General features: G+C 54.1%; 17 protein-coding genes and 1 tRNA gene. 11 read left to right on the top strand and 7 right to left on the bottom strand.

Annotated features, from left to right (window positions below; genetic code table 11):
• Window positions 1-438 precede the first annotated feature (438 nt).
• Both ACTQ3V_RS02000 and ACTQ3V_RS01995 read left to right on the top strand, forming a co-directional pair.
• Entirely contained in the window at window positions 439-2,349 is a 1,911-nt protein-coding gene (locus ACTQ3V_RS02000; protein ID WP_441466054.1) for an acyl-CoA dehydrogenase family protein, read from the top strand.
• A 23-nt stretch (window positions 2,350-2,372) separates the two neighbouring features.
• Entirely contained in the window at window positions 2,373-3,587 is a 1,215-nt protein-coding gene (locus ACTQ3V_RS01995) for an FprA family A-type flavoprotein (RefSeq protein WP_441466053.1), read from the top strand.
• 128 nt (window positions 3,588-3,715) lie between these two features.
• On the opposite strand, the gene ACTQ3V_RS01990 is transcribed toward ACTQ3V_RS01995, so the two are convergent.
• A complete protein-coding gene (locus ACTQ3V_RS01990) occupies window positions 3,716-4,297 on the bottom strand; it encodes a biotin transporter BioY (RefSeq protein ID WP_441466052.1) in 582 nt (193 codons plus the stop codon).
• A 136-nt stretch (window positions 4,298-4,433) separates the two neighbouring features.
• Between ACTQ3V_RS01990 and ACTQ3V_RS01985 the strand changes: the two genes are divergently transcribed.
• Window positions 4,434-4,507 (top strand) — tRNA-Gly (locus tag ACTQ3V_RS01985).
• Window positions 4,508-4,723: 216 nt separating this feature from the next.
• Here ACTQ3V_RS01985 and ACTQ3V_RS01980 read toward each other — a convergent pair.
• The 5 genes from ACTQ3V_RS01980 to ACTQ3V_RS01960 all read right to left on the bottom strand — a co-directional run bounded on the left by ACTQ3V_RS01980 (window position 4,724) and on the right by ACTQ3V_RS01960 (window position 7,277).
• Window positions 4,724-5,248 (bottom strand): hypothetical protein, encoded by a 525-nt coding sequence (locus tag ACTQ3V_RS01980; protein WP_441466051.1) that lies wholly within the window; start codon window positions 5,246-5,248, stop codon window positions 4,724-4,726.
• Window positions 5,249-5,669: 421 nt separating this feature from the next.
• On the bottom strand, window positions 5,670-5,798 hold the full coding sequence (locus ACTQ3V_RS01975; RefSeq protein ID WP_441466050.1) for a hypothetical protein: 129 nt from the start codon (window positions 5,796-5,798) through the stop codon (window positions 5,670-5,672).
• Window positions 5,799-6,116: 318 nt separating this feature from the next.
• Window positions 6,117-6,287, bottom strand: coding sequence for a hypothetical protein (locus ACTQ3V_RS01970; RefSeq protein ID WP_441466049.1), 171 nt, complete (start codon window positions 6,285-6,287; stop codon window positions 6,117-6,119).
• Window positions 6,284-6,778, bottom strand: a complete 495-nt coding sequence (locus tag ACTQ3V_RS01965) for a phage terminase small subunit P27 family (RefSeq protein ID WP_441466048.1) — start codon at window positions 6,776-6,778, stop codon at window positions 6,284-6,286. Before ACTQ3V_RS01965 ends, ACTQ3V_RS01970 begins: the two co-directional genes overlap by 4 nt.
• A gap of 211 nt (window positions 6,779-6,989) precedes the next feature.
• Complete coding sequence (locus ACTQ3V_RS01960; protein ID WP_441466047.1) at window positions 6,990-7,277, bottom strand: HNH endonuclease signature motif containing protein; 288 nt, start codon at window positions 7,275-7,277, stop codon at window positions 6,990-6,992.
• A 142-nt stretch (window positions 7,278-7,419) separates the two neighbouring features.
• Between ACTQ3V_RS01960 and ACTQ3V_RS01955 the strand changes: the two genes are divergently transcribed.
• The 8 genes from ACTQ3V_RS01955 to ACTQ3V_RS01920 all read left to right on the top strand — a co-directional run bounded on the left by ACTQ3V_RS01955 (window position 7,420) and on the right by ACTQ3V_RS01920 (window position 12,886).
• Window positions 7,420-8,247, top strand: coding sequence for a hypothetical protein (locus ACTQ3V_RS01955; RefSeq protein ID WP_441466046.1), 828 nt, complete (start codon window positions 7,420-7,422; stop codon window positions 8,245-8,247).
• A 14-nt stretch (window positions 8,248-8,261) separates the two neighbouring features.
• Window positions 8,262-8,516 (top strand): hypothetical protein, encoded by a 255-nt coding sequence (locus ACTQ3V_RS01950; protein WP_441466045.1) that lies wholly within the window; start codon window positions 8,262-8,264, stop codon window positions 8,514-8,516.
• Entirely contained in the window at window positions 8,501-8,947 is a 447-nt protein-coding gene (locus ACTQ3V_RS01945) for a DUF2589 domain-containing protein (protein ID WP_441466044.1), read from the top strand. Before ACTQ3V_RS01950 ends, ACTQ3V_RS01945 begins: the two co-directional genes overlap by 16 nt.
• 21 nt (window positions 8,948-8,968) lie before the next feature.
• Window positions 8,969-9,541: a DUF2589 domain-containing protein gene (locus ACTQ3V_RS01940; RefSeq protein WP_441466043.1), complete on the top strand. Its 573-nt coding sequence runs from the start codon at window positions 8,969-8,971 to the stop codon at window positions 9,539-9,541.
• A 762-nt stretch (window positions 9,542-10,303) separates the two neighbouring features.
• The gene (locus ACTQ3V_RS01935) at window positions 10,304-10,771 is read left to right on the top strand and encodes an Ltp family lipoprotein (RefSeq protein ID WP_441466042.1); all 468 of its coding nucleotides are present in this window, start codon (window positions 10,304-10,306) and stop codon (window positions 10,769-10,771) included.
• Window positions 10,772-10,920: 149 nt separating this feature from the next.
• Complete coding sequence (locus ACTQ3V_RS01930) at window positions 10,921-12,027, top strand: DUF4236 domain-containing protein (protein ID WP_441466041.1); 1,107 nt, start codon at window positions 10,921-10,923, stop codon at window positions 12,025-12,027.
• Window positions 12,028-12,126: 99 nt separating this feature from the next.
• Entirely contained in the window at window positions 12,127-12,456 is a 330-nt protein-coding gene (locus tag ACTQ3V_RS01925; protein WP_441466040.1) for a hypothetical protein, read from the top strand.
• Between the two features lie 43 nt (window positions 12,457-12,499).
• A complete protein-coding gene (locus tag ACTQ3V_RS01920) occupies window positions 12,500-12,886 on the top strand; it encodes a site-specific integrase (protein WP_441466039.1) in 387 nt (128 codons plus the stop codon).
• 434 nt (window positions 12,887-13,320) lie between these two features.
• Here ACTQ3V_RS01920 and ACTQ3V_RS01915 read toward each other — a convergent pair.
• Window positions 13,321-14,079, bottom strand: a 759-nt coding sequence (locus ACTQ3V_RS01915; protein ID WP_441466038.1) for an S-layer homology domain-containing protein, incomplete at its 5' end; no start/stop codon positions are given.

The following is a 14,079-nucleotide window of genomic DNA, read 5'->3' as shown; positions in this document are numbered from 1 at the left end:
TTATGATAAAGTATAACATAGCGCCCGGAAAAAGAAAAGAACGACAAAGCATGCCTTTTACAATACATGATAAAAGAATCACAAAATTCCTATGTTATTGCCCATTTTATGCCTGCCATCAGGATATATCTCGCCATTCATTCTTGCCTGCATATCCCCAAGATGAATGTTAGAATCCCAAGGCCGCTTTCAGTCCGTGATATCCGCTACCCTCTCCATTTGATTTTACCTATTCCAGCCGATGCTTTTGACTATTTAGTCGAATCACGTCAGTTTTATTTGTGCACTTTGCACGAATATTTATTTATATATAAATTTCTATTGGGAATTTTGTGTAAATTGCACTTGACTAAAACAATACCTTTATGGTATCCTTTTGTTGTCAGTTAAGGATAATACATATTATTTAGAAGCAATGCTGATTAAGGAGGTTTCCCCATGTTGTTCCGAACTACCGACGCGCATGAGAAACTGCGCGCTGAAATCCGCGCCTTTGCGGAAACCGAGGTAAAGCCACAGGCTTTCCTCATGGACAAAGAAAATGAATTCCCGGCGGAAGCTGTCAAGAAAATGGGCGAGCTTGGTTTTATGGGACTGCCCTACCCCAAGGAGTACGGCGGCGCCGGTCTGGATGTGCTGAGCTACGCGATTGCGGTAGAAGAGCTTTCGCGCGTAGACGGCGGCACGGGCGTTATCCTGTCCGCCCATGTATCGCTCGGTTCCTGGCCGATTTTCGCATTCGGCACGGAAGAGCAGAAGCAGAAATACCTCGTCCCGCTGGCAAAGGGCGAGAAAATCGGCGCTTTCGGCCTGACCGAACCCAATGCCGGCTCGGACGCGGGTGGCACCGAAACCACTGCCATTGACAAGGGCGACTATTATCTGCTCAACGGCGGCAAGATTTTCATCACCAACGCCCCCAAGGCGGATACTTATGTTGTATTCGCGGTTACCACGCCGGATATCGGCACCCGCGGCATCTCTGCGTTCATCGTTGAAAAGGGCTGGGAAGGCTTCACTTTCGGCGACCATTATGACAAAATGGGCATCCGCTCCTCGTCCACCGCGGAACTCATCTTCAATGATGTCAAGGTTCCCAAGGAAAACCTGCTTGGCAAGGAAGGCCAGGGCTTCAAAATCGCCATGGCAACGCTGGACGGCGGACGCATCGGCATTGCATCACAGGCACTCGGTATTGCGCAGGGCGCATACGAAGCGGCGGTCGACTACGCAAAGGAACGCGTTCAGTTCGGCAAGCCGATCGGCTTCCAGCAGGCTCTTTCGTTCAAAATCGCGGACATGGCGACCAAGCTGCGCTGCGCTCGCATGCTGGTCTACTCCGCAGCCGAGCTGAAGGAAGCGCACGAGCCGTACGCCACGGAAGCTGCCATGGCCAAGATGTACGCATCCGATATTTCGCTTGAAGTAACCAACGATGCACTGCAGATCTTCGGCGGCACAGGCTTCCTCAAGGGCATGGATGTAGAGCGCATGTACCGCGATGCCAAGATCACCACGATCTATGAGGGCACCAATGAAATTCAGCGCGTCGTTATCTCCGCAAATATCTTGGGCAAGCCGCCCAAGAGCGAAGGCGGTTCGTCCAGCCGTCCGAAGAAGCCCGCACCGGTAACCGGCGTGCGCAAGCGCAACATTCTTAAGGAAGGCTCTTCGGAAGAGAAGGTCGCAGCACTGGTTGCGGCACTGCAGAAGGACGGCCACGACTTTACGGTCGGCATCCCGATTGACACCCCGATTACGCAGGCCGAGCGTGTGGTTTCCGCTGGTCAGGGTATCGGCAGCAAGGAAAATATGCAGCTGATTGAGGATTTGGCACGCGCTGCCGGCGCTGCGGTCGGTTCCTCTCGTCCGGTGGCAGAAACGCTCAAATATGTGCCGCTTGACCGCTATGTCGGTATGTCCGGTCAGAAGTTCAAGGGCAACCTGTACATCGCCTGCGGCATTTCGGGCGCGATTCAGCACCTCAAGGGCATCAAGGACGCCTCTACCATCGTGGCTATCAATAAGAACGGCAATGCGCCTATCTTTAAGAATTGCGACTACGGCATTGTGGGCGATGTCAATGAAATCCTGCCGCTGTTGACCGCTGCGCTCGATACGGGCGAAAAGCAGCCTGCACCGCCCATGATTAAGATGAAGCGCCCGCCCGTGCCCAAGCCCGAGCCGATCGGCAAGCGCTATGTCTGCGGCGGCTGCGGCTACGAATATGTCCCCGAGGTGGGTGACGAGGATGCCGAAATCGCTCCCGGCACGCTGTTTGAAAAGCTGCCTGAGGATTGGATTTGCCCGGAATGCGGCGAAGGCAAAGAGATGTTTATTGAAGGCTGACCGGAAAATAAGGAGGAGAATATATGTACTGCGTACGCAATGTAACGGACGATCTCTATTGGGTCGGCGCGAACGACCATCGTCTTGCTCTGTTTGAAAATATCCACCCCATCCCGCGCGGCGTGTCTTACAACGCGTATCTGCTGCTCGATGAACAGACCGTTCTGTTTGATACCGTCGACTGGTCGGCCTGCCGCCAGCTGCTGGAGAACGTCGAGCATCTGCTGGACGGCCGTTCTCTGGATTATCTGGTCATCAACCACATGGAACCTGACCACGGCGCTTCCATTGAAGAGGTTTTGATTCGTTATCCGTCCGTCAAGGTGATTTCCACCGAAAAGGCATTCATGCTCATGCGCCAGTTTGGCTTTGACATCGACGGTCATGAATTAATCGAGGTCAAGGAAGGCGATACCCAGAGCTTCGGCAAGCATGTGGTAACCTTTGTTGCTGCGCCCATGGTACACTGGCCTGAAGCTATGGTTACCTTTGATACCACCAATGGCGTACTGTTCTCGGCTGACGCATTCGGTTCGTTCGGCGCACTGGACGGCAAGCTGTTCGCGGACGAAGTCAACTTCGACCGTGACTGGATTGATGATGCTCGCCGTTATCTGACCAACATCGTTGGCAAATATGGCCCTCACGTGCAGTTGTTGCTCGGCAAGGCTGCCGGCATTCTGGACCAGATCAAGTTTATCTGCCCGCTGCATGGTCCGGTCTGGCGCAAGGATTTGGGTTACTTCATCGATAAGTACGACCACTGGAGCCGCTATGAGCCGGAAGAAAAGGGCGTTATGATCGTATACGCCTCGATGTACGGCAACACAGAGTCCGCAGCGCAGGCACTGGCCAGCCGTCTGTGCGATAAGGGTGTCACCAATGTTTGGCTGTACGATGTTTCCAACACCCATGTTTCCTACCTCATTTCCGAAACTTTCCGCCTGAGCCATGTTGTACTGGCATCTGTCACATATAACCTGGGTATCTATCCGGTTATGCACAATTACCTGATGGATATGAAGGCACTCAACCTGCAGAACCGCACCTTTGCCATCATTGAGAACGGATCGTGGGCGGTTAAATCTGGCGATCTGATGCAGAAGTTCATCGACGAAGAGCTTAAGAATATGACCGTACTCAACGAGCGTCTGTCTATGGCTTCCGCATTGCTGCCCGACAAGGCCAGCGAGCTGGAGGCTCTTGCAGATGTGATCGTCGAATCGATCAACTCGTAAGCAATCTCTGTTTTAGTTCGGAGCACAATAATATCACATAGACTCCCAAAAAGCGCCGTTCCACTGGATTATGTCCAGTTGGGACGGCGCTTTTGCGAATGTAATGACTTCTCTATTGGAATCGCCCACTAATGACTTGCTCCCGCCGGTACGCGATAGGTCCCTACCACAGGAACCAAGCGCGCCGCCAGCGCGGATGCCGCGAGGGCCTTTGCGATATCTACACCAATGGTTGGCACAAAACAGGTGACAAATAGAGTCCACATGCCGATAGGGTCGTTGAGGTAAAATGCCTTGACGCCCCAGAACCACACCATACCAATCACATATACGACCACGATGTTGACCAGTGCGGCAACCACATAAGTACCGAAGTTCCGTTTGGACGCACACTGCACAATCAGGCCTGCCACCAGCGCCCCGAGCGCAAAGCCAACGATACAGCCAAAGGTCGGCTGGAAAATATACTGCGGTCCGCCGCCGCCCGTAAAGATTGGCAATCCTGCCAGTCCCAGCACCATATAAGCAGTGCATGACAATGTGCCATAGCGCGGTCCCAGCAGCAAACCGGCCATAGTTGTAAACAAGGTTTGCAGCGTGAACGGCCATAGAGGGATTGGTATACGGATAAACGCACCGACCGCTACCAGCGCAGTAAACAATGCGCTGAGCACCAACATTCGGGTATTGAGTCTTTGATTCTGCTCCATAAAAATGCTCCTTTTCCGTTTTTCGGTACGAGTATACCATACGCCCTCCCTATTGTCAACTTAATTAAGTATAAGAGTTTACAATCACTTATTCTTGACAAATCGCTGCTATTTCAGTATAATAAACATACTCTTTGCGGGTGTAGTTCATCGGTAGAACGGCAGCTTCCCAAGCTGCATAGGTGGGTTCGACTCCCATCATCCGCTCCAAACTAAAACCCCCGAAAATTCGGGGGTTTTTCATTTTCTCCAGATATGGTGCGAGGTTTAGCGGTTTCGCGCATACCGTGGTGTTGCAACCATGAACCGCAAAAATACAATGAAAAACCGCATGATGCAACACGATATCAGGCGTGTTGCGGCATCAGGAGTGGACACAGCCCGAGGCATAAGCCTCGGGCTTTTCCGTGTGCAAATTGAACGCCGTTATTTTACGGCGGCGGCCAGCTTCCGCACCAGATCGTCGCCGTACTGATACCGCAGCAGATATTTGATCGTCTGTTCCTCCAGCCCGCAGGTCTCATGCAGCGTGTCAATCGCGTCCTGCACGGCCTCGTCCCCATCCGGCACAAACGCGCGGCACTGCGGCGCGGTCATGGCAGGCAGCTGGCGCGCCGCATCGAATACAACGTCATACCCCGCCTGCGAAAGCGAACGCATCTTCACAAAGTTATGTCCATCCTTTTCGATACACTCACAGGTGTACTCCTTGCCGTCCACCAGCACGGTTTTCTGCTCTATCACTTCATCGTCCTCCTCCTGATAGCTTCCGTTCATCGCCGCCGTCAGCAGCGGCTTGAGACATTTGTCATAGCTGGCGCGCGTGTTGCCGCCGAAAAACGCCGTGCCCGGACAGGTCTTGCACGATCTGCCCGCGATATAAGTACCGAGGCTCGTGCCACTCTCTGTCCACCATGCGTGATAGGTGACGCCGCTCTCCGGGCTATACACCTTGCCGTCCGTCTATGCCAGCTGGGTGCTTGCAACATCAAGTCCAACCTCTCCACGCCCTCCGCATCCGCCGCTGCCGCGCGCGTGAAGGTCAGGCCGTCACCCGTGCCCAGCAGCGCCATCACCCATGCGTCGCGCCGATAGGCTGTCGGCAGGCTTTTCAGCATATCGTCGTACTCGTTTGCCATTTCGCACCTCTCGGAAAACGTCCCTGCCGTTTTCATCAAAATCCGCGACATGTCCGCGGGTTTTTAATACCCCCGATCCAGCCGCCTTGGGCGGCATCCAAGGGTATCGGCGGGTATCACCTGCCACATATAGGTGGTATGGATACCCCCTATATGATCTCCTCTCCGTTGTAGATAAGCTTTTGCATCGGCTCGCCGGTCCCGGCGTCGTTTCGCGCCCAGCAGTTCCACCTTCACGCCCTTTTGCGCCGCCAGCGACCCTCCAGCAGGCGGTTTGCTGCGGTCGCCATCGCGTTATTGAGCAGGCCGGACATGAACGGCATGTCCCCGAGTGCCTCGTCCGTGATGTAGATGAACGCCATCAGCTTCTCGAGGTCGATCTTGGTCTCGTAAAACTTGGGCTAGCTGGCGTTGACTGTCGCGGCCTCGCTCGCCCAATATGCTTGCACACCGCCGTACACGCTCTCGGACATGTCGGTTTCATCACAGGTCATGGCGCGCACCCCGTTTGCCGTTTTTCTTGGCAATTTCGAGGTACAGATACTGATACCGCCGGATGTACCATCTGGCCGTAGAACTCAGTGACCGCGTCGCGCTGCCAGTCCATCAGACGAAACGGCGCGCCGCTCGAGCAGGTCAGGTATTTGATATAATCACAGACAAACGATGCCTTCTCGGCGTCAAACAGGCTTATCCTCTCCCCTGCTCTGGCGCTCAGTTTTCAATTCGAACACCTGACGCAGCCGGTTATGCGGACACTCCTGCACCCGCTCGACGCGGCGCATGGTACTTTCGCACACGCCAAACTTGTTGAGCATCGGACAGAACAAGCTGCACATGATTTGCTTCATGCTTTACGCCGCCTTTCCGCCCGCTCGCGCAGCATCTGGGTCATCAGGTCGTCCCCTGCCGGGTCTTCCGGCGGTTTGGGTACGACCAGACGCCAGCGGCTGGAAATCGTCAAGCCCATGCTGTTGGCGCACTGCTGGCACTGGTCAAAGTAGGTACGGGCGACCCGTGACCAAGCACCAGCTTCCTTGGCGTCGTCCATGTCCAGCGCATCGCGCGCCTTGAGGTGCGCCGCGACCCAAGCGTCCCGGCTCATCAGGTAGCGCGCCAGGATGTCGAAATCCAGCTTGGACAGCAGGCCGACCTCGTTCCGCTCGTGTCCGAGCTTTGCAAACTCGTCGCGCAGATGCTCAGGCAGCCAGACCGGCACACGCACTTGCTTGACCTTGTCGGTTTTGGGCTCACTATTGCGGCGCTGGGTAATTTCGGCTTTGGTCAGATGCTTACGCCCTTTCAACACCACCAACTCCGTGGGTTGCCTCGGTCCAGCCACTTTCTACACCTCCTTTAACTTTGAAATCTCACTTTATTAAACTAAAACATTCTTGTCGTGGGGAAAAATCCCACGCGATTGTTGCCTTGGAGTCATCTGTCGACCGCCCCGAAACTTTCTTGAGGTGGGGGGAGGTTCGGGAAATCCACGGATTTCCCGCCAAAGCCGCGCGCATCCTGCCCGCGCCGTGCCTGTCCGAGCGTCCAGCCGGTCAGCGCTTCCGGCGCGCTGCTTTTGCCCGGCTTTCCGCGATAGTTTTGGCGCTGTGGCATGAGTGACACAGGCTTTGCATGTTTTCCGGGTCTACGAATTTCGACCAGTCACCGTCGTGCGGCACGACATGGTCAACGTCGGTGGCGTAAACCCGCAGACCGCGCCGGGCACAGTCCCGACAGAACGGCTCGCGTGCCAGCTCCTGCGGCGTCGCGTTCGGCCGCGGCACCGTGTACGCGATGTCCCACACCAAACGCCCCGCGCGAATGGTTTTTCGTCGTTTCATTGCCCCTCCGTTCTCCGTTTGAATGATTTTCCGAATATCTGCCAAAACCCGTTTCTTCAAGTGCTGTTCCTTGCTGTCCGCTTGCCGCAGGGCATATCCACCGCCTGTCCCGCATACAGTGAAGCAAAGGAGGCGAAACGCAATGCCGCTTGAGGAATATCCCGAACTTGGGAAACAGTGGATCAAGGGACAAAGATCTAACCCCGGTTTGCTCCCCGAGCTTCTGAAAAAAGCGGGCCACGGCGGTGCACAAAACTGTCCCCTTCCCCAGAACATAACCGGCTTTGTACAGGGCGCGCCTTGCAACACATTGCTTACCGCATTGCGCAATGGCGTTCTGCGAGCAGACGGCGTTGATCATGATCACGGTTTAGCCGGTGCATCTTATGTCTATTTTCGCATCATGCTGGCAGGGGAAACACCATGCACAATGGCGTTTAACAGCGTCGGTTCCTCGAATGCCGTGCGCATGGAGTTTAGCCCTCGCATCTGGAACAATACGCGCGGCGGCTATATCTGCGACCATGACGGCATGGGCACAATCAATGTCACACCATTTTCGCAATCCGCGCAGGCTGATACGTTCCATAAAATCATCCGTCTGGATCGCGCAACACGCGGCAGTGCAGAAATGGCGATCTATTCTTCGGTTTCCATGGCGGATCTGGTCAGCGCATGGGTGCGGTTTCGGTATTCATTGAACCAAATCAAACGCTATGCAGCAAGCATGGCAGGCACGGCGCAGCAGCCACTTCCGCCCCAGTCTGCCGCCGGCCGTCGCGGTCCTGTCATTGTGCGTCCGGTTTCCACCATCCGTGCACAATCCAAGCGTACGACCGTGCCCCAAGCCGATGAGGCACTGCGAAGCGAAGCCACGCTATATCGTGAAATCAAAAATTATCTGCCATACGAACAAGAGAGGAATAAGATTCCCAATACCCTATATCGCTGGATCAGATTTTACCGATAAGGAGGTTTATAACCATGTCACAATGGGACGAACTGATGCAAGGTAAGCTGTTCATCACCGATCTGGGCGAAAACCGCCATGCGGAGATCGACGGCGTGGATACCGTAGTCGGACGCTATGCAGTATGGGCGCCCATCCGCAATGCCGACCGCCACCAGATCATCGAGGTCGGCTGCGAACTGCCGCCGCTCGCGGAAAAGTACAATATTCCGCAGGAACGCATCTGTACGCTCGGACAAGGTGGTGAAAACAAATGCAAATTGAACTGAGCCGACTGATCACCGCAACCGGACAGGCAATTTCCGAGGCACAGCGCGCTGTGGCCGCTCACGCCATTGCAAACTACTTTACTTATTTTGAGAAAACCGACAGCGCGGAGAACGGCTTAGGGGCCTATACACCGAATACCGCCGACATTCTGATTCCGCCGGTCGATGGCAGCGGTGCGCCTGCGCGTGTCGCAGTGCCGCTGGTGACGATGGCGCATCACAACGCCATGGGGCTGCGTGACGTGCGCATCAAGCTGAGCGGCGCCGCGTCAGTGGACACGGACGAAAAAGTGCTGCTCGACTTGACCCCATCCACGTCGGACGGCGCAGCCAGCGCTGCGCCGCGCACCGAACTGGAGCTGTGTTTCCGCTGCGGAGAACCGCCCGAAGGTACCGCACGCGTCAATACAGAACTGAACAAGCTGCTGTAATCAAAAGGAGGCATTGAATCCATGAGTGACAACCCCGGAAAAAGCTTTGCATCCCTGCCCATCAGCCAGTTGATCTGCGGGCCGATCATTGCGGTCGCGCAAGGTCAATCCGAACTCTGCCGCGTGTATCTGGATTATCTGTTTGAACTGGCGTTCAAAGACGGTAATCCGGACAACGGCATTAACAGCGTGAAATTCAAACTGCCGCGCCAAATCGTCACCCCAACAGGCGACACCAAGAGCATTGAACTGGAAATTGAAGCGCCGCTGCTGTCCCTTGTGCCCGTTCCGGCGTTCACGATGGACGAGGCCACGGTGCAGTTCACCATGGAAATCACGGATGTCAAAACCGACACCAACTCCAGTTCTTCCTCACTGGACACCACCGCAAAGTTCTCCGCATGGGGCTTCAGTTCCAGCGTGACCGGTAAGGTGACCACCTCGCGCGAAAACACGCGCTCCACCGACCAAACGGCCAAATACGATATTTTTGCGCGTGCTGCGCAGCAGCCCGCCGCCGAGGGCATGGCCAAGCTCACCTCTCTGTTCGCTTCCGTCATGGAGCCGATCGAGGCGTCGGGCAGCGGCAGCTGACAGCAGAAACGCCCGCAGGTTTACCAACTTGCTTTTCCAAACGCGCCTGTTTTGCAGGCGCGTTTTTAATGCTCCGGCTTGCTCACAACAGCTCCTGTAGGTCGATGCCGATATAATGGTCGAAGGAATACATATCATCGATATCCGGTATGTGGTACCGTATCAAATCAGGCGAAAAATCCATCTGGCGCGATCGCTGAACAGCCGCTCCATCTCGGTTAGCGCTGTGATACGATGCTTTCCAGCGTCTGGCGCAGCCAGGCCCATTCGCGCCCCCTTGTCGCAATCGTGACAGCAGCGGAGCGCTCTCCGCACTTTACCGATGCGACGCGCTTGCCTGTGTCGACGCAGGTCAAGATGCCGCGTGTGACCGCGCAGTTCCCGTTAAGTAAACTTGCTTATGTATATGCCTTCTCGTATACGGAAGCCATATTGAATATTGTCCTCCGGGAGTGAATTTGATATAATACAAGCAGCAGATAGTGCCGCTACCTTTGCAAAAGTCTACGAATAACCCGAATATTGTTTTGTCACCGAATATCGGACGAGGTTGTAGTCTGCTGACAAGCTGCTTGAAGGACAAAAAATCGCCCACTGAACGAGCAGTGAGCGAAGCGGCGTGGAAACCGGATGCTACCTTGGAGCATCTTTCTGCAGAAGCGCGGCGGCGTGTGCCTGCGTTTGTCCAAGGGAAATCCAATATATTATAATTTATCACAAAATATTAGTGTGCAAATTGTGCATCATTTAGGGGGAAACAGCATGAAACGACTCTTTTTGTGCTTACTATGCGTGGCTATGCTCTGTGGCCTAGTGGCATGCGGAAATGCCGATCAGCCGTCAGCTGGTAACACGCAGGCCGCTACCAGCGATTCCTCTGAAACCGCCGAGCCAGTCGTTGAGGAAACCCCTCCGGCTGCAATAGAACCGACTGTCCCCCTGACCATGGGCCAGCAAAATGCGCTGGAATCAGCAAAAAGCTATCTGTCTATCATGCCATTTTCTCACAGCAGCTTGATAGAACAACTAAAATACGACGGTTACACCACTGAGGACGCAACATTTGCGGCAGATAGCTGTGATGCAGACTGGAACGAGCAAGCCGCTAAATCCGCTCAAAGCTATCTGGAAGTGATGTCGTTTTCACGTCAAGAATTGATCGACCAGCTTATGTACGATGGCTTTACGCAGGAGCAAGCCGAATACGGTGTCACGGCCGCAGGCTACTAAAGAACCCCACAGACCACAACCAAACACCGCTTTTGTTGTGGTCTATATTTTCAGCTCCTCGCACGAACATTTGTTTTATTATGTTGTATAATTTTTTCATATATGATATAATTTGTTAAACACTGGATTTATAAAATGGGGGGATATGGATGGGCTTCCGATTTCGCAAGAGCTTCAAAATCGCACCGGGTGTTCGTGTCAACCTTGGCAAAAAGAGCATCGGCATCTCTGCTGGCGTAAAGGGCGCGCGCGTTTCCGTCAACAGCTCCGGCCGCGTTACCAAATCCGTCGGCATTCCCGGCACAGGAATCAGCTATGTGAAAACCAGCAAAATCGGCGGAACAGGATCGGGTGGCGGCAAAGAGCCACCCTCTTCGCAGACACCGCTACCTGCACCGCAACCGCAGCCCAACAAACCAAAAGGCGCTTATACGCTGCTCAAGGTGCTTGGCATCCTTCTGGTGGCGCTCGGCCTGTTCCTTTCGATTGCCTCGGTCATCGGCGGTTTCATCTTTACTGCAATCGGCTGCGTCGTACTGCAAAAGCGAGCGCGCATGATCGAAGCCAAAACCGGCCAAACCGTTACCAACCCATTCCGACGGCGATGGCAGATTGTCGTCTCAGTGGCCTTTGTCTTGCTGGCGGCTGCCGGTGCATTGACGCCCGACCCGGTCAACAAAATCTCGCTGAACGGACTGGTGTCCACTCAGTTGGAAGTACCCGAAGCGACCAGCATATCATACAAGTACGAGCCTGCGGACGCATCCACTGACAGCATCACCTGTGAAAGTTCGAATCCGGCTGTTGCTACCGTCGATGTGACCTCGATGGAAAACGGCAAAATCACTTGTCTGATTACCCCCATGTCTGCTGGAGACGTGGTCATCACCTGCCAGACGGACACCGCGCAGGCTCCAGAACTCAAGATGAGCGTCACCGACCCGGCCGCAGAGGCCGCCGCCAAGGCTGAAGCGGAACGCAAGGCCGCAGAGGAAGCAGCAGCGGCACAAGCCGAGGCCGAGCGCAAAGCTGCCGAACAAGCCGCCGCCGCACAGGCAGCAGCCGAGCAGCAGGCCGCCGAAGAAGCCGCGGCTGCTGCCACAGCGCAAACCACCGGACGGATGGTTTATGTCACGCCCACCGGCAAGCGGTATCATTACTCCGCCAGCTGTGCCGGGAAGAATGCAACAGAGGCTACGCTGGAGCAGGCGCAAGCCCGTGGTCTGACGCCATGCAAAAATTGCGCTGGCGGCTGACATAGGGAACCCGCAGACCACAACCAAACGCCGTTTTGTTGTGGTCTGCATTTTTAGATCCTCTCAAGCAGAGCAAATGTTCTTTTTAGGGTTTTTGCAATGGCAACTGCAAAGAAGTTACCATCAGACAACTACCGCGTACTGGTCTATACCGGCAAAGATACCGCCAGCAAGCGGCAATACAAATCCTTTACCGATCCGAACAAGCGCACAGCGAAGTTTCTGGCCAGTGAATCTCTCACCCACAAACACAAAGGCGGCAATGCTGCGGATCTGACGCTTGCGCAGGCCATCGACTCCAAGGAGCATGTGCTCTCCCCCACGACTGTACACGCCTATCGGTTGATTTCCAAGAACCGCTTTCAAGCACTGCAAAAGCTGTTGCTCGCCGCACTGGATTCAGCGGCCGTACAAAGCAATCAACCGTGAGGCGGTAAAGCGTGTCCAACGCCTACGGCCTGATTTCAGCCGCGTGCACCATGTTTGCGCCCGACCTTCGGCTGCGCGTCACGCTGCCCGCGAAAAGCGGCAGCTGATCGGCAAGGGCAAACCGGACGAACCGATCATCAAGGAAAGCGGCGCGGTGATCTACAACCGCTTTGTCGCCGCAATCGCCGCGACCGGGTTGCCGCACATGCGCTTTCACAACTTGCGACATCCGAACGCCTCGGTCATGTTGCAGCTGGCCGTACCGGGCAAATACGCCATGGAGCACGGCGGCTGGTCAACGAATGCTGTGCTGCAAACCGTTTATCTGCATACTTTTTCGGACTATCACAAGGCCTTAGGCGACCAGATCGACCGCTATTTGGGGGAGTTATGCAACACAAAATGCGACACAGATACCGAAAACGCCTGATATTCTGCACCCTCAGCGCAGGTTCGACTCCCATCATCCGCTCCACATAAAAAAGCCCGCTAAAACCAGCCTGAGACAGGAAAACAAAACTAAATCAATATGTTTCTAGGCAGCGGTCAAACAGGTTTCGTCAAACTTTCAAACTAAAAAGGCATAATCAAAGACAAAGGGATAGGTTTTCTCACATTCGAGATCACCTATCCCTTTTCCTTTCGCAATTGACCTAGAACCAAACTAAATACCCTTGATATTCTGCTTCTTCGTTGCATCTGTCTACCTCCTTTTGAAACTAATCTCAGTTAGAGTTGAGTTGGGATGACCTCGTGGTGTAATTGTCATTCTTAAAATTTCCTCCTTATATTAAGAGGAGGTGTAATGCCTAAACATCACACCTCTCTAGTTTAACTTTGTAGTCTAAAGGGATAGTATTACCTTTACTTGACGAACTGCCAGTATCCATCATGATACTCAAAGAACACATTATTGTCTGTCCAAACACCAGTGGTAAGATTGCCATGGATGTCTGCTACCATACCCTCTGTTGGATTGGCTATCTTTTCAACCTTTCCCATACCTGCGCCCTGAATCATAGCCCATTCTGCGTCCCAGAAGATATAATCACCTTTCTGAGTGTATTGGCCACCCATATTATCATAGAAGTCGTCAGCCACATCACCAAGCTCTATCTTTACACCGTTGGTCGGGTAAACAAGGCCAAGATAAATACCACCTTTACCATTACCACCTAAACCAAGAACACCGGTCTCTTCATCGCGCTCTACCTTAACACCATTGATAACGTCGCCTTCCTTAGGATAAACAATACCCGATAGGCCTACGTTGCCGCCGTCCGGCAAGGGAGACAAGCCAGTCGGCATTTCTATGGTATCTTCATCCTCGAGAGTCACTTCCTTGCGCTTGCTCGAATCTACTACTCGGTTAATAATTGCCGCAGCTTCCGCGCGAATGATAGTATCGTTTGGTTTGAACGTGCCGTATTTATCCGAACCGGTCAGGATGCCCGCATTATACAGCAGGAAAATCTCGTCGCTGTACTGTGTCTGCTCCTTTACGTCCGGCAGTGCTGTAACGTCGTTGATTGCCGTATATTCGCTTTCCGGCAGCGCGTTTGCGAACAGATACGCCATTTGCGCGCGGGTCGCGTTCGCGTTATAGTCGGCGAATTCCGTGCC

It is taken from the genome of Candidatus Agathobaculum pullicola (assembly GCF_052117205.1).
Classification (GTDB): Bacteria; Bacillota; Clostridia; order Oscillospirales; family Butyricicoccaceae; genus Agathobaculum; species Agathobaculum pullicola.
The sequence above is the reverse complement of the archived record's forward strand: the minus strand, read 5'-3'. Positions and strand labels throughout refer to the sequence as shown.